The organism is Bacillus sp. PK5-006 (assembly GCF_054161415.1).
In genome coordinates this window covers 1,785,568-1,808,318 of the sequence record NZ_CP096414.1, presented here as the reverse complement: position 1 = coordinate 1,808,318, position 22,751 = coordinate 1,785,568, and the positions used below count along the sequence as shown (strand labels likewise).

Here is a 22,751-nt window from a genome sequence, read left to right as displayed (position 1 = left end):
CGTTTCTCTCCCCCGTTTAAAAGATCCGTTTTTTCACAGTAATAAAATCTCACAAACTCTGTAACTTATTTTAAGTTTTCAAATTGATATAAACAATATATAATTTAGATCAAAACAATCTCTTTTTGAGATAGATGGGTGTGAAGTGCAAAAATGGAGCTTCGTCAGTTACGTTATTTTGTAGAAGTCGCAGACCGTGAACACGTGTCAGAAGCGGCTGAAAACTTACATGTTGCCCAATCTGCCATCAGCCGGCAGATTGCGAATTTAGAAGAAGAACTTGGAGTGGCCTTATTCGAACGAGAAGGACGAAATATCAAATTAACGAAGATCGGCAGACAATTTTTAGATCATGTCAGAACTGCACTCAAAGCCATTGATTATGCGAAAGAGCAAATTGATGAATACTTAGACCCGCACAAAGGAACGGTGAATATTGGCTTTCCTACAAGTCTAGCAAGCCAAGTACTCCCTTCTGTCATCTCCGCCTTTAAGCAGGAATATCCAGAGGTCGATTTTTTACTTCGTCAAGGATCCTATAAATTTCTCATTGAAGCGGTCAAAAATCGAGATATCGATCTCGCCTTTTTAGGACCCGTACCGACAAACGATTCTCAAATAGAAGGAAATATTTTGTTTTCCGAAAGCATTTATGCCCTTTTACCAGTTAGCCACCCCTTTAGCGGACAAAGGAGTATTCATTTAAGTGATTTAAGAAGGGATCATTTCGTGTTATTTCCTGAAGGGTATGTGCTGAGACAAATTGCGGTTGATGCTTGCAAGCAGGCAGGCTATGAGCCTACCATTTCATCTGAAGGAGAAGATTTGGATGCGATTAAAGGTCTCGTCTCGGCAGGTATGGGTGTTACCTTATTACCCGAAAGCGCCTTTTATGAAACAACACCGCGATTTACAGTGAAAATTCCGATCGATTTTCCTCAAGTGAGACGAACGGTTGGAATTATTGCATCTAAAACGCGCGAAATGTCTCCTTCTGCCCATGATTTTTATGTGTTTGTGAAGGATTTCTTTTCTAAAATTGAACAATATAAATAATTCATTAAAAGAAGACATTTCATTTGTAGAAATAATCCCTCATTGTATATGATGGGTTACAGAACAAAAGACTATATGGAAGAAAGGTATTCGTATGAAATCAATTTTATCGTTTTTAAAGCCGTATCGGCTGTCCGTTGTGTCCATTGTCATTCTCACCTTTTTAAGCAGTATGCTCCAGCTGTATTTACCGACGTTAACAGCAGATATCGTTGATGTCGGTATCGTCCAGGGAGATATTGCTTACATATGGAAGGTTGGCGGCTGGATGGTGGCTTGTTCTTTACTCGCCATTTTGCTCACCATTTGGAAGTCTTACTTGTCATCAAAGACAGCACTTGGCTTCGGCCGTGATATGAGAAGACAGCTGTTTGTGCATGTCGAACAATTTTCATTAGAAGAATTTCAAAAGATCGGCACATCTTCCTTTATTACTAGATCAACAAATGATGTGAAACAAGTCCAAGATGTGACGATTATGATTTTACAAATGATGACGCGGGCCCCGCTCATGCTTGTGGGCGGAATTATTTTGGCTGTTTCCAGGGATGCTGTCCTGTCTCTTATCTTTTTGGCAGCCCTCCCCCTTCTTGGCGGATTCATCTATTTGGTGTCAAGAAAAGCCATCCCTCTATTTGGCCAGCTTCAGAAAAAAACAGACCGGCTGAATTTAATTATGCGGGAATCTCTTTCAGGCATCCGCGTTATTCGTGCATTTAACCGTGTGGATGATGAAAAGGAACGATTCCAAGAAGCCAACACGTCCTATAAGGACACTGGTCTTAAAGTCAACCGATTAATGGCTTACTTGTTTCCATTTATGCTGATCATCATGAACTTCACGAATATCGGCATTGTCTGGCTTGGTGCAAACCGAATTGATGCCGGAGAAATGGAAGTTGGGAATCTCATTGCCTTCATTCAATATGCGATGATGATTTTAATGGCACTGATTATGCTGTCGATGAGCTTTATTATGGTCCCAAGAGCACAAGCGTCAGCTAAACGCATGAATGAAGTGTTAAACATGGAACCAAAGATTAAAGACAAAGAAGAGTCTATGACTGACCTTCACAAGCCCGCTCAATCCATTCGCTTTGAGGATGTGTCATTTTATTACTCAAATGCTGAGAAACCGGCCGTTCAAGGTATCACGTTTGAAGCCAAAACTGGTGAAACGACAGCCATCATCGGAAGTACGGGTTCTGGGAAAACAACGCTTCTCCAGCTGATGACGCGCTTTTATGAAGTGACAGAAGGCCGGATTACACTAGATGGTGTAGACATTAGAGAGCTGCCTCAGGAGAAACTGAGAAACCAAATGGGCTATGTCTCTCAAAAAGCTGTTTTATTCAGCGGAACCATTGCCGAGAATGTACGCTTTGGCAAACAGGATGCAAGCGATGAAGACATCTGGCAGGCGCTGCGAACTGCGCAGGCCGAAGAATTTGTTTTGCAAAAAGATGGCGGAATTGATGCAGAAATTGATCAAGGTGGTTCCAATCTATCCGGCGGCCAAAAGCAGCGGCTTTCCATTGCAAGGGCGCTAGTGAGAAGACCATCATTCTATCTGTTTGACGATAGCTTTTCAGCACTTGATTACAAAACAGATGCGAAGCTGCGGGCATCATTAGAAGCAGAAAAAGCTCATGCAGCCCTCATCATTGTGGCTCAACGAATCAGTACAGTGAAGCATAGTGATAAAATCATTGTACTTGATGAAGGGAAAATCGCAGGTATCGGAACACATGAACAATTATTAAAGGACAATCTTGTATACCAAGAGATTGTCGCATCTCAGGAAGGTCAGGAGGTGAGCGAGAATGAGTAAGAAAATGTCTTCTGGCATGGGGCATAAAGGCGGCCACCCTAAAGGGCCAGCCGCAAAACCGAAGGAATTTAAGAAAACACTGCTACGTTTGACAGGCTACTTAAAACCAAGGAAATTTCAGCTGATCATCGTCTTTATTGCAGCAATTGGTTCAACTGTCTTTAACGTCATTAGTCCAAAGCTGCTTGGGGATGCCACCTCTTCCCTATTTGACAGCTTTACGAATGGAACAGCCGTTCAATTTGACGTCATTTCACGAATTCTTTTACTGCTTGTCGTGCTGTACGTCGTTGCCTCCCTCTTTTCATTCGTTCAGCAATATGTCATGGCTGGTGTCTCTCAACAGACCATTGCTGAATTACGGCAGGAAGCAAATGACAAGCTCACACGTCTCCCCCTGCGTTATTTTGATAAAACAACCCATGGGGACACGCTAAGCCGTGTGATGAATGATATCGATAATATTAATACATCGCTTCAGCAGGCGCTCACCCAAGTGATTACATCTGTGATTACAGTCATTGGGATTGTCGTCATGATGCTCTTCATCAGTCCGCTGCTTACATTGCTTGTTTGTTTGACGCTGCCACTCAGCCTGTTTGCGATTCGCGGTATTACGTCATTTTCTCAAAAGCATTTTAAAGCGCAGCAAAAAGAGCTTGGCACGATCAATGGACATATCAATGAGATGTTCACAGGACATCAGACAGTTCGTGCGTATGGCTACGAAAAGAAAGCAATCGATACATTTGATGAATTAAATGAAAAGCTGTATGAATCATCAAGGAAAGCGCAGTTCATTTCTGGTTTAATGATGCCAATGATGACCTTTATCGGGAACCTTGGCTATGTGGCAGTCAGTGTAGCCGGCGGGATTCTAGTCATTAACGGGAATATTCGTGTCGGGGATGTGCAGGCGTTTATCCAATACACACAGCAAATGTCTCAGCCGCTTGTGCAAGCATCAAGCGTCGCAAACTTAGTTCAATCAGCGATCGCTTCTGCTGAAAGGGTCTTTGAAATTCTTGATGAGGAAGAAGAAAGTACCGAAGAAGATGCGGCAATTGATCTTGCATCACTCTCAGGCGATGTGAGCTTTGAACAAGTTCAATTCGGATATGAAAAAGATCATCCGATTATTAAAGATTTGAATTTAGATGTGCAAGAAGGACAGACGGTTGCCATTGTCGGACCAACAGGCGCGGGAAAAACGACCATCATTAATCTTTTAATGCGTTTTTACGAATTAGATCAGGGCTCCATACGCATTGGCGGTGTCAAAACAACTGACCTCAGCCGTCAGCAAGTACGAGAATTATTTGCGATGGTTCTTCAAGATACATGGCTCTTTGAAGGAACGATTTATGACAACATTGCCTATGGCAGGCAGCACGTTTCCAAAGAGGATGTCATCAAAGCCGCCAAACATGCCTATGCAGATGATTTCATCCGCACGCTACCAGATGGATATGACACACTGTTAACAGAAGATGCAGGCAACCTGTCTCAAGGTCAGCGCCAGCTGTTAACCATCGCCCGTGCCATTTTATCTGATCCAAAGATCTTGATATTAGATGAAGCAACAAGCAGTGTGGATACACGGACAGAGATGCATATTCAAAAAGCAATGAATGAATTGATGAAAGGCAGAACGAGCTTCGTGATTGCACACAGACTTTCAACGATTAAGGATGCAGACCTTATTTTAGTCATGAAGGATGGAAGCATCATTGAAAAAGGATCGCACAGCGAACTTTTAAAACAAAAAGGCTTCTATGCAGACTTATATATGAGTCAATTTGCCGAAAATCAAGTGGGATAACATCAAAAAAAGAGGATAGACACGCATGTCACATGCTGTCTATCCTCTTTTCAATTGTCATCTGCTCGCTTCTTCACTTTTACACTGAGCTTCGTTATATACTCTGCTTCATCTTTAGACATGAGCGAATGAAGTAAATACTCCTCATATACATCTCCATCCAGCATCATGCCCTCTTTCTCGATTTCATCTAACAAATGCGAATAAGCAGATTCGATCTCATCAAATGTTCCTTGATCATACATCACCGCATAGAGCCCGCCTGGTTTTTTGACTGCCCCCGGGCCATCCATTCGGCAGAACAGCTGATCTGACTGATGATAGTGCCGTTTACGGAACTGCTCCTTTTTTAAGACAGAACCATTTGCCGCAGCCCCTTTTATGCCAACTTCCTTTAAAAATTCCCCTACAATACGTGATATTTCTTCTACAGGTGTATTGAAATCGATCGGGTTTGATGCACTTAGTACAACGGGTTCTTCTGGCAGCTCTTGAAACAGGACCTCCCCTATTTTCACAGTTGCTAATTCATGTGTCGTCTCCATCACCCGCATAAGAAAAGCCTGGATGTCTTGAAGTTTTTCAATCTCTTGTTTGACTTTTTTTATTTGGTCGGCCGCAAGGCTTTGCAGTCTCTCGCGGGAAGGTTCTGTGAAATATTGTTTTAACTCTTTGATCGGAAATTGAACAGCCCGCAAGGATTGAATCGCAATAAAATGGTCAAATTGCTCAAGTGTATAGTAACGGTATCCATTTTCGTGAACACCAGCCGGCTTAAATAAATCGATTTTATCATAATACAGAAGCGTATCTTTTTTGACATCAAATAGCTTGGCAAATTCTCCAGTGAAAAACGTTTTTTGCACATCATTGATCATGATGAAGGCTCCTTTCTTGACTATGGAGTAACTCCATCCTTTATTATAACATCCAGAAACATCACTACGCATGGAAAGGATAAAAAAATGAACAAAATAACTCAACATGAAGTAACATTAGCACAAGCAAATAAAGAGGACTTCCCTTCAATGAAAAAAGAGCTCCAGAAAGCTTTTACAGCTGGCGTGATCGATGCATTTGGCGATGCGCATGGTGGACCAATTCCTCCAGATGAAGTGATTGATGAATCCTTTCATTCAATTGAACACATTGTTTATCATATTATGCTAAATGGTGAAAAGGCAGGCGGCGTTGTGATCAAAATCAACCAAGAGACACATCACAACTCGGTTGATTTGCTATACATTTCATCATCCTTTCACAGCCGGGGCATTGGTCAGGCAGCATGGAAAGCCATCGAGGCGCAATATCCAGAAACGATTGTATGGGAGGTTGTGACTCCATACTTTGAAAAACGCAACATTCATTTTTATGTCAATAAATGCGGCTTTCAAATAGTTGAATTTTATCACTTACACCATCCAGATCCAAACGCACCTCATGAAGCACATCAAGGCAATGAACCTTTAGCACCAGAGGAATTTGAATTTTTTAAATTTGAGAAGGTCATGAAGAAAAATTGTGCAAACGTAGGATAACGTGTATTTCTTTTAAATAAAGTTAAAAACACTACCTCATAAAAAAGGTAGTGTTTCTTGAATCTTTCTAGCTTCTAATCTGACCGTCACCACACAGAAGCAGCTTAGTTGTCGTGAGTGCAGGAAGTCCCATCGGCCCTCTGGCGTGCAGCTTTTGCGTGGAGATGCCGATTTCAGCTCCATAGCCAAGTGCACCGCCGTCTGTAAAGCGAGTCGATGCGTTATGATAAACAGCCGCCGCATCTACTTCGTTTAGAAACGTGAGTGCATTTTTTTCATCTTCTGTCACGATCGCTTCTGAATGTTTTGTGCCATACTGATCGATATGGCTGATTGCTTCGTCAATTGAATCGACTACCTTTACTGCAAGATCCAGACTTAAATACTCATCTGTCCAATCCACTTCTCCAGCAGGAACCGCGTTTGAAAAGTAAGACTCTGCTGCCTGGTCGCCATGTACAGTGACACGATGCTCCTGCAAAGCTTCATTTAATGAGGCTGCATTCTCTTTCAGCCATTCGCGATGAATGATCAGCGTCTCAAGTGCATTACATACAGCCGGACGATTCGTTTTTGCATTGATCACGATTTCAATGGCTTTTTTCACATTCGCGGTTTGATCAATAAAGACATGACAGTTTCCTGTCCCTGTTTCAAGCACTGGGATAGTGGATTCTTCTACCACTGTTTTGATTAAAGAGGCTCCGCCTCGCGGAATTAAAACATCGATCCACTCTTTTAGTTGAAACATCGCCTGAACCGATGAACGATCTGTTTGTTCAATTAATTGCACCGCATCACGAGGAATCTTTGTTTGATCCAATGCTTCATGGATCACGCTGACAATGGCTTTGTTGGAAGAAATAGCGGAGGAACCGCCTTTTAAAATCACTGAGTTGCCTGCCTTTAAGGCAAGGCCTGCTGCATCGACAGTGACGTTCGGTCTCGCTTCATAGATCATCCCGATCACGCCGAGCGGTACTCTTCGGCTTTTTACGTGTAAGCCGTTATCAAGAGTCCATTCATCCAATATTTCTCCAACAGGATCTGTTAATCTCGTCACGAGCCGCAAGCTTTCAGCAAACTCATGAATTCTTTCTTCATTTAACAGTAATCGATCCAAGAGTGCCTCTGTGAAGCCCTTTTCTTTTCCAGCATCTAAGTCCTTTTGATTCTCCTGTAAAATAAAGCGGCTGTTTTGCTCTAATGCTTCTGCCATTTTAAGAAGCGCGTCATTCTTTTCCTCTGTTTGAAGTAAACTTAGTTTTTTTGAAACATGCTTTGCTTTTTTCGCTTTTTCTTTGACCGATGTGACAACTTCAGCTGTCAGTGTCATGGAATTCCTCCCTTTTGGTTAACAAACTGGAATCGATAAATCTAAATGACAAACAAATGCTTCAAGATCGACGACATGCACGATCTCATCTTGTAACAAATCACTCTTACGTGCGAGTTCATCTGACGCATAATTCACAATGCCAAGACCTATTTCTCTTCCATCTTGATCTAAAATACGGACCACATCGCCTTTTTTAAACGAACCTTTTACGTTGACAATCCCATCAGAATCAAGGCTTCCCTCTCGGTGCATGAGGAATTCCTGTGTTTTCTCTTGAACCACGATCTCACCCTTTGGTCCAGAATGAAAGGCAATCCACTGCTTCTTATAATTGAGCGGCGCTACATTTTCGTCAGCGGTAAAATAAGTACCGTCCTCTGTCCCATTGATGGCTTTGTCTAAAATGTCAGGCGTATCTGCTTTTCCTAAAAAGCCGTTGATCCCTGCGGCCATTGATATTTTAAACGCATCGAGCTTTGATTTCATTCCGCCTGTACCTACGCTGCTGCCTGCGTCTCCAGCAGCTGCTTCGATGTCTTCTGTGATGTCTGTCACTTCAAGAATTCTCTTCGCATTTGGATTTGTATGAGGATTATCTTCATACAAGCCATCAATATCAGATAAAATGGCAAGGAAATCCGCATCAATGAGTCCAGCTACTTTTGCAGACAATGTATCGTTGTCTCCAAACTTCAACCGATTGATCGTCACTGTATCATTTTCATTAATAATTGGGATGATGCCTCGATCTAATAACACGTTCATTGTGTTACGCACATTTTGATAGCGCGTTTCATCAGAAAAATCACTTCTTGTAATTAAGAGCTGTGAGGCAATATAACCGTGTGATAAAAATAAAGTAGAATATGATTCCATTAAAAGCCCTTGCCCAATTGAGGCAGATGCCTGCTTTTCCGGCAGTGTTTTGGGTCTATCAATAAATCCTAATTTTCGGTAACCAGCTGCAACCGCACCAGATGAAACCAAAATGACTTCGTGTCCTTCATCTTTGAGTTTCACAATTTGATTGACGAGGTTTTCTAGTTTTTTCAAACTAATCTCACCTTGAAAGCTAGTAAGAGAGCTGCTTCCGATTTTCACAACAATTCGTTTTCTCTCTTTATCTGCGTACACCTAATCACTCCTGTACCTGAGCTCTATTTATATAGATACTTTTTGTTTTTGCTGATTGCTTATTTCTTTTGATCGATTGGCAGCATGCTTGACAGCCTGCTTGATCGCTTCTCCTCCGCCAAAATCATCTAATGCATTGAGTCCTGCAGCAGTTGTTCCATTTGGTGACGTAATTTTCTCTCTTAGGACAGAAGGATTTTCCTCTGTTTCTTGCAGCATTTTTGCCGCACCGAGGAGTGTCTGCGCGCCAATTTGGCGAGACAATTCCTTTGATAAACCTGCCTCTTCTCCTGCTTCTTCGATTCTTTCCATTAAGAAATAAAAGTAGGCGGGCCCGCTTCCAGCAATTCCAGTAAAAATATCCATTTGCTCTTCCTGAATGGTATAGACTTCGCCCATTTCAGATAAAAGAGCCTGGCTTATGCTCATATGGTCGTTTTTCACGTAACGTCCAGCAGATAAAGCAGTCGCTGATGCCCCGATCGTACTTGATGTATTTGGCATGACCCTCATAACAGGCTGGCCTTCATGCAGCATGTCTTCAATATACGATAGCTTGACACCTGCAAGGACAGACATGATGAGCTGATCTGGCTGAATACGAGGTTTTAATGATTCAAGGGCTGCTTCAGCATCCTTTGGCTTCATGGCCAGGATCAACATATCCATTTCTTCAAAAGGAAATGAATCCATTGCGGCTGTTTGGATTCCGTATCGTTTCGTTAGTTCATTCAATCGAAGTTGATTTTGTCTGTTTGTTGCGTAAATTTGGTCTAGCGGCATCTGTCCTGATCGCACAATCCCTGCAATCATTCCTTCAGCCATAGAGCCTGCTCCAATGAAAGCAACTTTCTTTTGATCAATGATATTGATCCTCTCCCTTGTTCGCTTTTTGTTCGTGTTTTTCGCACGTTAGTAATCGTAACATGATGAGAAATCGTGTCAAGAAAGAGCCAGCGCTTTTCAAAAGTCCCGAATGCATGGCCGACAGCTTGCTGCAAGTATGTTAGCCGTGTTTTTCAAATACAGTAATTTAGATCAAAAGAACTATGATCATTTGAATCATAGGACCCTTTCGTTCGACTGGATTCACCAATTTATTTTTGGTTTCGGTGACTTCAATTCTATTTTTCAGAAAGCGCTCTCATTTTAATAACTTTCTATTTTCCTATATAGTGAATGTGCTTGAATCTTTCGATTAGACTATTGACATATTTTAGAAAACATGTCCGTTGAAATGATATTTTACTGGTGATACCGTGAAAGAGAAATCATGTGAAAAAGGAGCGTTCATAATGAAAGTGAAAGAAAACTATGTCAATGTGATTCCAATGAAAGAAATCCGTTCTACCGATGACCTTCTTTTCCCATTCCCTATTTACAATGAGCTGCGTGCAGAAAGTGATATTAGATATGATGAGACAAGAAAGTGCTGGGATCTCTTTCGATATTCGGATATCCAGTCTGTTCTAAAACAGCCTAAAGTGTTCTCTTCACAGCGAGGAAGAAGCACGTCTAAAACAAGTATTTTAACGATGGATCCTCCAAAACATACAAAGATGAGAGCGCTTGTGAATAAAGCGTTCACCCCAAAAGCGATCAAGCAATTAGAAGATAAGATCAAAGACTTGACACATGATCTATTAAATCAAGTTAAGGACCAACGTACGTTTGATATTGTGCAAGATTTAGCAGCTCCCCTGCCAGTGATGATCATCGCTGAGCTTCTCGGTGCAGAGGTGCAGGACAGAGAGCTGATTAAAAAACATTCTGATGCCCTTGTGGCAGGTGCTAAGGATGAATCAAAAGAAGCCATTCAGGCTGTTGTAGATATGCAGAAACGCGCTGAAGAGGAGCTGTCCGTTTATTTTGCTCATTTGATCAAAAAACGAAAAGAAACACCAGCCGATGACTTGATCTCGCTTCTCATTCAAGCGGAAATTGATGGAGAGCGTTTAACGGAAAATGAACTGCTTGGCTTTTGTATTCTACTACTCGTTGCAGGCAATGAGACAACGACCAATTTAATAACCAATGCCGTACGACTGCTGACAGAGCAGCCGCATATCGCTGAATCAGTTCGGCAGGACCCCTCTCTTATTCCTCAATTAACTGAGGAAACGTTACGGTATTATCCGCCTGTTCAAGCCATTGGCCGAATCGCTGCAGAAGATGTTGAAATTGCAGGCGCGCGCATTGAAAAAGGAGACTACCTCATCAGCTGGGTTGCTTCAGCAAATCGGGATGAACAGAAATTTGAAGATCCAGATACGTTCCGGCTTGACCGAAAATCAAATCCGCATATGAGCTTTGGGTTTGGCATTCACTTTTGTCTCGGTGCACCGCTTGCCCGGCTTGAAAGCAACATTGCGCTTGACGTTTTACTCCATACGTTTCAAGACATCACCTGTATTGCAGATCAGCTAAAACCTATTCAAAGCACGTTTGTTTTTGGGGTAAAAGAATTTCCTGTACAAGTCACCCGTTTTTAAAAGTCCCTTTTCAGGGGCTTTTTTTCATTTACTTCAATTCATCATCTCTTTCTTACCTTCCTCCTCCGAACATGCTAAAATAAAATCCATACAAAGTGATAACGGAATGCAGAAAGGAAGCCGAAAACTCATGACCGATTATACAGCGATGAAAGACGGAATATTCAAATCAGTTTGTTCGTTAGACTGCCCGGATCAGTGCGGTCTTTTAATACATAAAGAAAATGGAAAGATCGTGAAAGTGCAGGGAGATCCGGACCACCCTGTCACACAAGGAAACATATGCAACAAAGTGCGTAATGTCACAGCCCGTTTATATGATGAAAAAAGACTGACCACTCCTTTAAAACGTGTTGGCCAAAAAGGCGAAGGTCAGTTTGCACCGATTACGTGGGAAGAAGCCATTGAAACCATTCGGCAAAAATGGACAAAGTTGATCGAAGAAAAAGGACCAGAAAGCATTCTGCCTTACAGCTTCTATGGAAACATGGGCAATCTCAACGCAGAAGGAATGGACCGCCGCTTTTTTTATCGTCTTGGTTCAAGTCAGTTAGACCGGACAATCTGTCAGTCAGCAGGAACGACTGGCTATAAATATACAATGGGTGCCAGCATTGGGACAGATCCTGAAGAAACCATTCATACGAAACTATTTATCTTTTGGGGCATCAATGCCGTGTCGACAAATATGCACCAAATCACCTTGGCACAAAAAGCACGAAAGCAAGGAGCGAAGATTGTCGTAATTGATGTTCACAAGAACCAAACCGGCCGGATGGCAGATTGGTTCATTCCGCTTCGGCCTGGTACTGACAGTGCACTTGCCCTTGGCATCATGCACGTCCTTTTTAAAGAGGAACGTACAGATGATGCATTTTTAGAGGCTTACACGGTCGGCCATAAGGAGCTGCGTGAGCATGTAAAGCAATATGATCCAGACACAGTTGAGCGCATCACAGGTGTGCCTAAGGATGACATCATTACACTTGCGAGAATGTACGCTGAGACATCGCCCTCTCTTATTCGGATTGGGAATGGTTTGCAGCACCATGATAATGGCGGGATGAGTATTAGAACCATTTCCTGCCTCCCTGCCCTGACTGGTCAATGGCTGCACAAGGGCGGCGGAGCGATGAAATCAAACTCTTCTTTTCTCAGCTATAATGAGACAGCTCTTCAGCGGCCGGATTTATTAAAAGAACGAACGCCTAGATCATTTAATATGAATCAGCTGGGCAGCGTGCTGACAAACGCAGAGCCTTCCGTTGATTCTCTCTTTATCTACTCGTGCAACCCAGCGGTTGTGACACCAGAAGCGAATAAAGTCAGAGAAGGTTTGCTGAGAGAGGACTTATTTACAGTGGTTCATGATTTATTCCTGACAGAAACAGCGGCGTATGCAGACATTGTCCTGCCAGCGACATCAGCCTTTGAAAACGAGGATTTTTATACATCGTACTGGCATCATTATATTCAAATTCAGGAGCCTGTGATAGAACGCTACGGAGAAAGCAAATCAAATACTGAAGTATTCCGCCTGCTTGCCCATGCGATGGGCTTTGAAGATGAAGCCTTCCGCGAGACAGATGCTGAACTGATGGAACAAGCTCTTCATCATCCAGAAAATCCGCATTATGAGGACATTTCATACGAAGCATTAAAAGAAAAGAAATGGATCAAAGCGAAACGTGGACCTTTCCAGGAATTAAAGCTTCAAACCCCAAGCGGGAAAATTGAGCTTTATTCTGAACAAATGAAAAAAGACGGGTATCCAGCACTTCCAACCTATGTGCCCCTTTATCAGGAAAGCGATTATCCGCTTACCTTTATACCGGGACCGAACCATAACTTTCTGAATTCTACCTTCTCACTTCATGAAAAGCATCAAAAGCTTGAGAAATTTCCGAAGCTTCACATGAATGAACAAGATGCAAAGGAAAGAAAAATCGAAGATGGTGACATGGTACGTGTGTTGAACGATCGAGGAGAATGTGAGCTTGTCGTGTCAGTCGGTCAAAATGTATTATCTGGTGTGGTGGTCAGTCAAGGATTATGGGCAGATCAAAAAGGCAAAAAGCATTTAGTGAATGGGTTAACGCCTGATCGATTGGCAGATATGGGCGGCGGCGCGACGTTCTTTTCTGGCAGAGTGGAAGTTGAAAAGTTATCATAGAAAAAATAAAAGCCAGCAAAAAAACTGCTGGCTTTCAGATTGTTTACAAAGGGCTAAAATGATTTTAGCCCTTTGTCTTCTTTTCAGCGTGATAGAAAACCTTTGCAGCCTAGGAAGGACGAGTACCGGCGCGGAGCGAATTTGACATTCGTGAGCACCGAAGCGCAGACCTGACAACGAATGCGAGGGTTTGTCTACACGCTGAAAGCCAGCAAAAACTGCTGGCTTTTTTATAAGCTTTTATCGTCCAATAAACAGCTGATTGGTCATCACATTCGCACTTCCGCTGCTTTGGTAGCCTTCTACAGTAAATGCTGTTTCATACATTTTGCCCATTGGCATTCCTAAGCTTTCCCATTTATTAAAATGCGCACTGACGGAGACCGTTCCGCTTGTACGTTTTGTTTGACGTACACTCCAATATTGCTTAAAGGTTGCGATCCCGATAATGGAAGGCTGATTGACACGGGTCGTTTCATAAATGTCATATGTGCCTCCATCTGCATAGAATGATCCTTTATACGCTCCTGTTGGACGATATGTGCCCCATGAATCAACAATGTAGTATTCTGCTAATGGAGATTGTGTCCAGCCATAGACACATAAATAGGAATTCCCGCCTGGGTTAAAGTTTGCGTTGTAATTGATGGAGATGTTGCCAAGCTGATGATGAGTTTTAGTGGAATCAAACTTCTTTCCTTTCCGAAATAAAGCATTTCCGATACTGTTCCAGCCTGCAGTAAATGCCCCGCCGTTATTGAGTGTCATTGAGGTGTTTCCATAATCCTTCCATAATTCATAATCGTATCCGCTATGTGTACCCATTTCATTATTATAAATCGTTTTCGCATGAGCTGGCACAGCCGTCAGTGTCAGCACAAATCCAATACACATCACAAACAAAAGCCTCAATCTTTTCAAATTCATTTTCCATCCCTCTCCTTTTTTCATCCGTATTGTTCTGTCATCCCTAAGGTGAAAAACCCATCACCTCCTTTCATGCAGCCTTCTCAGTTAGATGGAACGATACTGCTTTAACCCGGCATGGATGTCTTTTGTTTGTGTATAAATCCTTTGATACAAATGAAATAGATCAGCATATACTTCCGCATGCTGCTGATTTGGCTCATAAACAGCAGCTTGATGGATCAATTGATTAGCACATACTTCAAGTGACGGATACCATCCGCAGCCAACCGCAGCAAGCATGGCTGCACCTAAAGCAGGCCCTTGTTCATTGTCTAACTGGATGACTTCAGCCTGAAAAATGTCTGCTTGCATTTGAAGCCAAGTCCGGCTTCTCGCACCGCCGCCAATGGACACAATAGAATCTATGTTTTTTCCTGCCTGCCGGAATAATGCGATAGATTCATTTAGCGAAAAGGTAATTCCCTCTAACACAGCTCTGACAACATGTGCCCTTTCATGCCTGCTGTCTAATCCAATCAAGCTGCCGCGAATGATCGAATCCGCATGAGGTGTTCTTTCCCCGACTAAATAGGGAGTAAAGAGCAATCCTTTCGCTCCTGGCGCTACATGAGCCGCACCTTCTAAAAGTGATTGAAACGATTCCTCAGGAGCCAGTAAGTGTTTTACCCAGTTAAGGCTATATCCTGCTGAGAGGGTGACACCCATTGTGTAAAAAGCGTCTTTTTTTGCATGATGAAACAAATGTAAATTCCCTTGAAGCTCTCTTTCATGATCCTCTTCGTAGGAGAGAATCACCCCAGATGTGCCGATGCTGCATAATGTGCGGTCAGAGGACAAGATGCCAGCACCAATTGCTCCGCAAGCATTATCTGCCCCGCCGGCAAAAACCTTCGCGCCTTCTTTCATCCCAACATCACGTGCAATGTGCGGCAAAAGTGTACCAACCTCCGCCTCTGATGTGACAAGCGGCGGGCAAATATGAGGAGAAATATCAAATGCCTGACAAATCTCCTCACTCCACGTCTGTTCACCGATATTTAACAGCAAAGTGCCAGCCGCATCAGAATAATCCATATGGACAGCGCCAGTTAAACGAAATCTGACATAATCTTTTGGGAGTAAAAACATGTCGATTTGCTGATCAATATGTGGTTCATGTTCCTTTACCCATAATAATTTTGGCAGTGTGAATCCTTCTAACGCCTGGTTTTTTGTGATCTTTTGCAGCCGGGCTCCCAGCTTTTTTGTGATGTGTGCACATTGTACTGTCGTTCGTGTATCATTCCATAAAATTGCAGGGCGGAGCACTTCGCGAGATTCATTTAGTAGAACTAATCCATGCATCTGGCCGGAAAAGCTGATGCCTTCAACTTTTCTTGAATGAACAGGCTGCTTTGCCATCAGTTCTTTCATCACAGCCATTGTCTGGTTTACCCAATCCTCCGGGTGCTGCTCACAATATCCAGGCTTCTCTTGAATGAGGCGGTACGGCTTAGAGGCTTCACAGCACACCTTCCCGCTCTCATCCACTAATATTGCCTTTACCCCGCTCGTTCCAAGATCAATTCCCATCACATATTTCATGTTTTCACTCCTTCAAAACAGGTCAGCCCCTTCAATTAATCTTCTAACAAGTATTGATTTAAACGGGCTTTCAGCTGTTCCTCTCTTCCCGATTCGTTTCTGATCAAAGGATGTTTCAGCGCATATTCTTCTAATGTATGAAAGTTTGCCTTCCCTTCTGAAATGTCACGGCCAATTCCTTCAGAAAAGCTGCGATACCGGTGCTTTATAACATCTTCAAACACACGGTCTTCTATGAGTCTATGAGCGACCCGCAGTCCTTTTGCGAATGCATCCATCCCAGCAATATGAGCATATAAAATATCTTCAAGTTCAAAGGAAGCTCTTCTCACTTTTGCATCAAAATTAAGACCGCCAGATCCTAGACCGCCATTTTGCAAAATTTCATACATGGCAAGAGTTGTCGCATACAGATCGGTTGGAAATTCATCTGTGTCCCATCCAAGAAGCGAATTGCCTTGGTTTGCATCAACAGAACCGAGAAGCCCATGTATTCTTGCGACACGTAATTCATGCTCAAACGTATGGCCGGCCAGTGTCGCATGATTGGCCTCGATATTTAATTTAAAATGGGAATCTAATCCGTATTGTTTTAAAAAGGCGATGGATGTCGCTGCATCTGTGTCGTATTGATGAGTGGTTGGCTCCTTTGGCTTTGGTTCGATTAAAAATTGGCCAGTGTACCCAATTTCTTTTGCATAATCAACAGCCATATGCAAGAAAGCCGCCATGTGATCAAGCTCTCTTTTCATATCTGTATTGAGCAGCGTATCGTACCCTTCTCGTCCACCCCAGAAAACATAATTTTCTGCACCGAGTTCTTTGGCGGTTTCAATGCCTTTTTTAACCTGTGCGGCCGCGTAGGCAAAGACATCTGCATGACAAGATGTCGCAGCACCGTGTACAAATCTAGGGTGCTTGAACATATTGGCTGTGTTCCACAGTAGCTTTACTCCGCTTTGCTTCATGTATTCTTTCATTCTTTCTAAAATGATGTCTAATTGTTGATTGGTCTCTTGAAGCGTCTCCCCCTCTGGCGCGATGTCACGGTCATGGAATGAAAAATACGGAACATCCAATAGGTCAAAAAGCTGAAAAGCGACTTCCAATCTAGCTTTTGCTAAATCCATTCCGCTATAGGTGTCCCAGGCTCTTTGCATCGTGCCAGTTCCAAACATGTCTGTTCCATCAGCCGTCAATGTATGCCAATAAGCAACTGAAAAGCGCAGGTGGTCTTTCATTGTTTTTCCGCCAATCACTTCGCTTGGATTATAGTATTGAAAAGCGAGTGGATTTTTTGATTGTTTTCCTTCATATTGAATTTTGCCGATTCCTTCTAGACTGTATAATGTTTTCATATTTGATTTGGCCATTCTTCATTCCTCCTGAGTACACTTTGTAAGTTGATACAACAAACTAATGATCAATCTATGAAAAAATCACTTTGAATTTTCCATATTTTTTAGTTTTTTAAAAATATTTTCGTTATAATAAAGTTAAAATCATCTTTCTTATCGAATACATGCGGAAAAAAGCAGCTCTTCTCAACTTAATCTAAAGACGAAACAAATGGAGTGGATAACGTGGATATCGCTGATCAGAACTTTGTCAAAAAAATAAATCAAAAACTTTTATTAAAAGAAATTCTCCAGCATGCGCCCATTTCGAGAGCAAAATTATCTGAACGCACTGGATTAAATAAATCGACTGTTTCCTCTCAAGTAAGTACGTTAATGAAAGAACATCTTGTCTATGAGATCGGTCAAGGTGAGTCTAGCGGCGGGAGAAGACCGGTTTTACTGATGTTTAATAAGCGTGCTGGCTGTTCCATCGGAATCGATGTCGGCGTTGATTACGTCAATGGCATATTAACTGACCTTGAAGGGTCTATTCTTTACGAAGAGCAGATCAATCTCCCACCCAGCTCTCCTGAGGTGACGATACGTAAATTAATTGAATTAATACAGCAGCTCATCACACAAATGCCCTCTTCCCCATACGGGCTCATTGGCATCGGCCTATGCATACATGGTTTAGTGGATGCAGGTGAACAAATCGTGTTTACGCCTCATTCGAAATGGAAAAATGTTGATCTAAAAACCACGCTGCAAGAGACATTCCAAGTACCGATCTTCATTGAAAATGAAGCAAATGCCGGTGCATATGGTGAAAAAATCTTTGGTGCCGCTAAACATTATGACCATTTGATCTATGCAAGCATCGGCACTGGCATCGGGATCGGAATCATCATCAATCATCATTTATACAGAGGAGCGTATGGCTTTTCTGGTGAAATGGGACATATGACAATCGATTTTAACGGACCGACATGTAGCTGCGGGAACCGTGGGTGCTGGGAATTGTATGCTTCTGAGAAGGCCTTGTTTCAGTCTCTTCAAACAGATGATCAGCACATCTCCCATCAAGATCTGGAACAGCTGGCCAAGTTAAATGATATGAAAACGCTCAATGCCCTGCGCAACTTTGGCTTTTACCTTGGTGTCGGTCTCACAAACGTCCTGCATACCTTTAACCCGCAAGCCATTATTTTAAGAAACAAAGTGATCGAATCACATCAGGCGGTTCTACATGTGATTAAGGAGGAGGTATCCTCGCGAATGGATACGCAATTCAGCTCACATGTAGAGCTGCTCCCTTCATCATTAGGACACAATGCACCAGTATTGGGGATGACATCTCTTGTCATAGAAGCTTTTCTGCAAGATGCCACCCTCACAACCTGATCTATTTATTTTTCAAAAAGAGGCAGCTCGTAGCGAGTTGTCTTTTTTATTCGTCTGTTTCCTCATAGCGAAAATAGTGAAAATCAGCAGGAAGACGCTCGCCGCTCGTATCTTGGCACTGCATACCGACAAATGCCCCTGTAAAAAACCCCCCACCTCGAATGAAATCATCGGATAAATGGATGGATTCAAACGGTACATCAATTTCTTTCCACTCTTTCTGATCAAATGAATAAGAATATTTATATGTCTCTTTCCGAACGGTCACTTTTAAATAGACATAAGTGACCTCGTCAGGAATGATGATTTTATGTGCCAATGGCTGAGAAAAGGCAAGGTTTTGACAAACAGATAGTTCCAGCGTGCGGCCAAGTTCCTCATCATATGTCACCTGGAGTGCTGTCCAGTTTTCCGTATTATAATAATTCACAAGACCTGCGGCTTGCTGAAAGTTTTCTGGGAAGAACGAAACAGCTGTCTCTGCTTCAAAATAAAAGCTTTGCCAGCGTCTTGCAACAAATGCTTGGGTAAACTTAGACGTTAAAGATTCACGGCCGAATAATCTTAAATGCTGCGGTTTCTCCGTTAACGAACCAATCTGATCGGTAAACGGAATTCTTAATGTTTGGAAGTGTCTATTTAGTGTTGATTCTTTAAATTCATCGACTGTATGATAGGTTGGTGCAAAAACCTTTTCTTCGATCTTTGGCGCTTCAACCTCTAGCGTCCCCTCTTTTCCGCCTACAACATAAGGCCAGCCATCCTTCCATTCAAGCTTTTGTATCGCTGTTTCTCTTCCTAAAGGGCACCACCCTCTCTGTTGAAAAATCGATTCCTTGCTTGATTGAATCGGGCGGCCAGTGAGATGAGCGAGATACCATTCATTTGTATGCGTTTGAACGATTGAAGCATGCCCGCATTTTTGAAGCGGATGTTCAGGCACATGGAAGGCACTTAAAATCGGGTTATCAGGATGAACCTCATAAGGCCCTTCAATATGCGAGGACCGGGCGATCGTTGCTGCATGCTCATACCGGGTACCTCCTTCTGCCGTTAATAAATAGTAGTAGTCACCGATACGGTACAGATGCGGCGCTTCTGTCAATTTAATCGGTGTGCCTTTAAAAATGACCTTCCTTTGTCCGATGAGCTTCTTTTCAGCCACACTATATTCCTGCAAGGCAATACCTGCAAACGAATGATGCTTCTCCCTATGATCCCACAGCATATTTAAGACGTATTTCTTCCCGCTGTGATCATGGAATAAAGATGGATCAAAGCCGGAGCTGTTGAGCAGGATCGGTTCACTCCAATCGCCGTCCACCTCGCTTGCCGTGACCAAATAATTATGACCGTCTTTAAATGGGCCATCCACTACTTTGATATCTGAATAAATAAGCCAAAACTGCCCATCAGCATAGCTTAAGCACGGCGCCCATACCCCGCCAGAGTCAGGATTCCCCTTCATATCCAGCTGCGACGTTTTTTGCAATGGACGCGCAGCAAGACGCCAATGGACGAGATCCTTTGAATGATAAATTTGCACCCCTGGAAACCATTCAAATGTAGAAACAGCCATATAATAATCTTCTCCTACACGGCAAATACTTGGATCAGGATTAAACCCTTTGAGCACTGGATTGGTAATCTTCATTGAACTTCCTCCTCTTTCAGAGACCTACATTTTAAAATCGTCCATATGATCGATATACACTTTGTCTCTATTCTCAAGCTCCCGTACGACTTTTTTATGTTTTTCTTCGTCTAGGTTATAAAAATTAATATCCACCATCGCTAAAATCAGTAAGCATACAGGAATCACCGTTGTCGTGATTAAAATGCCAAGTAAAGCTTCTGGTGATTGCATTTGGTTCGCAACATAGCCAAAGCGATCGAGTACAAGCCCTGGCACAATCCCGCCTAATGCCATCCCAAATTTAAAGAAGAATCCGATGATGGCATAGATGAGCCCGCCCATCCTTTTCCCTGTTTTATATTCGCCATATTCAACGGTTTCAGGAATGAGCGCCCACATGTAAGCACCGGCTGTAATACTTCCTGCAGCTGCAACGAGCCTAAAAATCAGTATTAAAGTGATTTGACTCGGCGGTATCACAAGTAATGCAAGAAGACCTACGATATTCAGCAATAATGAATAATTCAGCAGCTTTTTCTTTCCTAACAGCTTGTGCAGTTTTGGAATAAACGGCAGCACCATTAAAGCTGGCAGACTGCCAATGAGTCCGTACCATTTCACTAAATCTTCTCTGCCGAGGTTATACGTCACATAATAGATCCCAACAGAGTTACTGATCGAGTTCACCCCAAAAATAATAATAAAGAAAATGCTTAATACAACAAGCGGACGATTCACACGTAACTGCACAAAGATATCACTGAACTTAATTTTTTCCTCCGGCTTTTGAAGCGTGACACGTTCATTCGTGCTTTTAAAACAGAAAATAAGTAATGCACCGCCAAGAACGCCGAGAAAAGCCATCGTCATCTGCCAGCCGAGGGCTGTATTTCCTGTTTTATCGCTCAAAAAAGTCGCAAGAAAAGGAACAAAAAAAGCAACAACTAGACCTCCGAGATTAGCAAAAAGCATACGAACAGACGTAATACTGACAACCTCTTGGTTATTTCTTGTCATTGCGGATGTTAAAGCACCATAAGGAACATTGATGAATGTGTATGTAAGCGATAAACCAACATACGTGATGTAGGCATAAACGAGTTTACCCATTTCAGAAAGATCAGGTGTTGTAAAGCAAAGGATAGCAAGTACCACAAAAGGAAACGCACCGAATAACAAGTAAGGTCTAAACCTGCCAAAACGGCTGTTCGTTCGATCCACCAATGCACCAATAAACGGATCTGCAAGCGCATCAATGGCGCGGACAACTAAAAACATTGTTCCTGCTGCCGCCGCTGATAAACCATACACATCTGTATAAAAAAATAATAGATACGTAGAGACAGTTGCATAAATTAAGTTACATGCGAAATCTCCTGAAGCATATCCCACTTTTTCAGACATACGAATCTTTTTTAAATTCTCACTTACCATGAGCTTTCTCCCTTCTTCTCTTAGCCTCTTCTAATGAACAGATGATGGAGGGCAGCAGCAGTCAATACAAAGAATATAAAGCGCTTTCAATTTGTTGTAAAAATGAAGCTGAACATCTGATCCTTCAGCTTAGCCCACATAGACAGCAAATGATTTGAATGACGGAATCATCCCCTTTAATGACCGGATCATCACTTGGAATTCATCTTAGTTTATCGACTAAACAAACTAAGATGAATTCATTTTATAAAATCTGATCTGACTTTTCAATATTTTTTGAAAAAATAATCCAAATAATTGATTTCTTGTCATTTTTCTGCTGAAATGACGTGAAAAACTGAAGTAAAGCATTTAATGGTTGCAATTCCGATCACCTCATGCTATATTAATCAAGCGATGAGCTGAATTGTGTAAGTCGGGTAACATGTCTCCTTGAGACACACACGAATGTGGCGTGTGGTTATTCCGCCTCAATACGCAAAAGACATCTTCTCAGGAAGATGTCTTTTTTATTACCCTATTTTTGTTCCATTTTCGACAGGCTCATCTGTGGCTAGTAAAACCACGTCTTCTTTTGACGGCATGCCCCCTAAGACAAGCACTTCTGATTTGAATCCTGCAATTCTTCTTGGCGGAAAATTGACGACTGCTACGATTTGTCTGCCAATAAGACTCTCAGCCGTATAACGTTTTGTCAGCTGAGCACTGGATTGCTTTAGACCAACCTCTTCACCAAAATCAATCTTGAGTTTTAATGCAGGTACTCTTGCCTCTGCAAAGAATTCTGCTTCAATGATCGTCCCAACACGAATATCTAACGCCAAAAACTGTTCAATATCTGCCATCTGATTCTCTCCTCTTCATTCAAGGGTAGGTTCATTTACTAGAGTTAGCTATTGTTTTTTTCATTGTAGCACATTCATTTCGTAAAAAAAGTGAGTCAAAAAGCCGATTCATCGCAAAAACTACCCTTTAGTTTACATAATGTTTTTATCGTCATGTATTAAATATTTGCATCCTGAAAATGAATTCAGTAAA

General features: G+C 42.3%; 17 protein-coding genes. 7 read left to right on the top strand and 10 right to left on the bottom strand.

Annotation, left to right across the window (positions count from 1 at the left end; genetic code table 11):
- Positions 1-153 precede the first annotated feature (153 nt).
- The 3 genes from M1D84_RS09480 to M1D84_RS09470 all read left to right on the top strand — a co-directional run bounded on the left by M1D84_RS09480 (position 154) and on the right by M1D84_RS09470 (position 4,709).
- Positions 154-1,056 carry a LysR family transcriptional regulator gene (locus M1D84_RS09480; protein WP_024422648.1) on the top strand — a complete coding sequence of 301 codons (903 nt, stop codon included), beginning with the start codon at positions 154-156 and terminating at the stop codon, positions 1,054-1,056.
- Between the two features lie 94 nt (positions 1,057-1,150).
- A complete protein-coding gene (locus M1D84_RS09475; protein ID WP_122630976.1) occupies positions 1,151-2,887 on the top strand; it encodes an ABC transporter ATP-binding protein in 1,737 nt (578 codons plus the stop codon).
- The gene (locus M1D84_RS09470) at positions 2,880-4,709 is read left to right on the top strand and encodes an ABC transporter ATP-binding protein (protein WP_025093146.1); all 1,830 of its coding nucleotides are present in this window, start codon (positions 2,880-2,882) and stop codon (positions 4,707-4,709) included. Before M1D84_RS09475 ends, M1D84_RS09470 begins: the two co-directional genes overlap by 8 nt.
- A 50-nt stretch (positions 4,710-4,759) precedes the next feature.
- Here M1D84_RS09470 and M1D84_RS09465 read toward each other — a convergent pair whose 3' ends face one another.
- The gene (locus M1D84_RS09465) at positions 4,760-5,587 is read right to left on the bottom strand and encodes a MerR family transcriptional regulator (protein ID WP_133744100.1); all 828 of its coding nucleotides are present in this window, start codon (positions 5,585-5,587) and stop codon (positions 4,760-4,762) included.
- 87 nt (positions 5,588-5,674) lie between these two features.
- Between M1D84_RS09465 and M1D84_RS09460 the strand changes: the two genes are divergently transcribed.
- On the top strand, positions 5,675-6,247 hold the full coding sequence (locus tag M1D84_RS09460) for a GNAT family N-acetyltransferase (protein WP_133744101.1): 573 nt from the start codon (positions 5,675-5,677) through the stop codon (positions 6,245-6,247).
- A 67-nt stretch (positions 6,248-6,314) separates the two neighbouring features.
- Here M1D84_RS09460 and M1D84_RS09455 read toward each other — a convergent pair whose 3' ends face one another.
- From M1D84_RS09455 to proC, 3 genes are read right to left on the bottom strand one after another with little or no spacing between them, the layout of a single operon-like run.
- Positions 6,315-7,583, bottom strand: a complete 1,269-nt coding sequence (locus M1D84_RS09455) for a glutamate-5-semialdehyde dehydrogenase (RefSeq protein ID WP_044332966.1) — start codon at positions 7,581-7,583, stop codon at positions 6,315-6,317.
- Between the two features lie 18 nt (positions 7,584-7,601).
- The gene (gene proB / locus M1D84_RS09450; protein WP_024428364.1) at positions 7,602-8,720 is read right to left on the bottom strand and encodes a glutamate 5-kinase; all 1,119 of its coding nucleotides are present in this window, start codon (positions 8,718-8,720) and stop codon (positions 7,602-7,604) included.
- Between the two features lie 27 nt (positions 8,721-8,747).
- The gene (gene proC / locus M1D84_RS09445; protein WP_024422653.1) at positions 8,748-9,545 is read right to left on the bottom strand and encodes a pyrroline-5-carboxylate reductase; all 798 of its coding nucleotides are present in this window, start codon (positions 9,543-9,545) and stop codon (positions 8,748-8,750) included.
- A 470-nt stretch (positions 9,546-10,015) separates the two neighbouring features.
- Between proC and M1D84_RS09440 the strand changes: the two genes are divergently transcribed.
- Positions 10,016-11,212: a cytochrome P450 gene (locus M1D84_RS09440; RefSeq protein WP_044332959.1), complete on the top strand. Its 1,197-nt coding sequence runs from the start codon at positions 10,016-10,018 to the stop codon at positions 11,210-11,212.
- Between the two features lie 130 nt (positions 11,213-11,342).
- Entirely contained in the window at positions 11,343-13,385 is a 2,043-nt protein-coding gene (locus tag M1D84_RS09435; protein WP_044333012.1) for a molybdopterin oxidoreductase family protein, read from the top strand.
- A 240-nt stretch (positions 13,386-13,625) separates the two neighbouring features.
- On the opposite strand, the gene M1D84_RS09430 is transcribed toward M1D84_RS09435, so the two are convergent.
- The 3 genes from M1D84_RS09430 to xylA all read right to left on the bottom strand — a co-directional run bounded on the left by M1D84_RS09430 (position 13,626) and on the right by xylA (position 17,272).
- Positions 13,626-14,312: a glycoside hydrolase family 11 protein gene (locus tag M1D84_RS09430; RefSeq protein WP_044332956.1), complete on the bottom strand. Its 687-nt coding sequence runs from the start codon at positions 14,310-14,312 to the stop codon at positions 13,626-13,628.
- 87 nt (positions 14,313-14,399) lie between these two features.
- The gene (gene xylB, locus M1D84_RS09425; RefSeq protein WP_458106453.1) at positions 14,400-15,899 is read right to left on the bottom strand and encodes a xylulokinase; all 1,500 of its coding nucleotides are present in this window, start codon (positions 15,897-15,899) and stop codon (positions 14,400-14,402) included.
- A 35-nt stretch (positions 15,900-15,934) separates the two neighbouring features.
- Positions 15,935-17,272, bottom strand: coding sequence for a xylose isomerase (gene xylA / locus M1D84_RS09420; protein ID WP_025093137.1), 1,338 nt, complete (start codon positions 17,270-17,272; stop codon positions 15,935-15,937).
- A gap of 210 nt (positions 17,273-17,482) precedes the next feature.
- Here xylA and xylR point away from each other — a divergent pair, with 210 nt between their 5' ends.
- Entirely contained in the window at positions 17,483-18,643 is a 1,161-nt protein-coding gene (gene xylR / locus M1D84_RS09415) for a transcriptional repressor XylR (protein WP_283859460.1), read from the top strand.
- Positions 18,644-18,689: 46 nt separating this feature from the next.
- Here the strand turns inward: xylR and M1D84_RS09410 are convergent, their stop codons facing one another.
- The 3 genes from M1D84_RS09410 to csaA form a co-directional block, all read right to left on the bottom strand.
- Entirely contained in the window at positions 18,690-20,297 is a 1,608-nt protein-coding gene (locus tag M1D84_RS09410; RefSeq protein ID WP_458106452.1) for a glycoside hydrolase family 43 protein, read from the bottom strand.
- A gap of 24 nt (positions 20,298-20,321) precedes the next feature.
- Positions 20,322-21,713, bottom strand: a complete 1,392-nt coding sequence (locus tag M1D84_RS09405) for an MFS transporter (RefSeq protein WP_034621364.1) — start codon at positions 21,711-21,713, stop codon at positions 20,322-20,324.
- Between the two features lie 512 nt (positions 21,714-22,225).
- On the bottom strand, positions 22,226-22,558 hold the full coding sequence (gene csaA, locus M1D84_RS09400; protein ID WP_034621362.1) for a chaperone CsaA: 333 nt from the start codon (positions 22,556-22,558) through the stop codon (positions 22,226-22,228).
- Positions 22,559-22,751 lie beyond the last annotated feature (193 nt).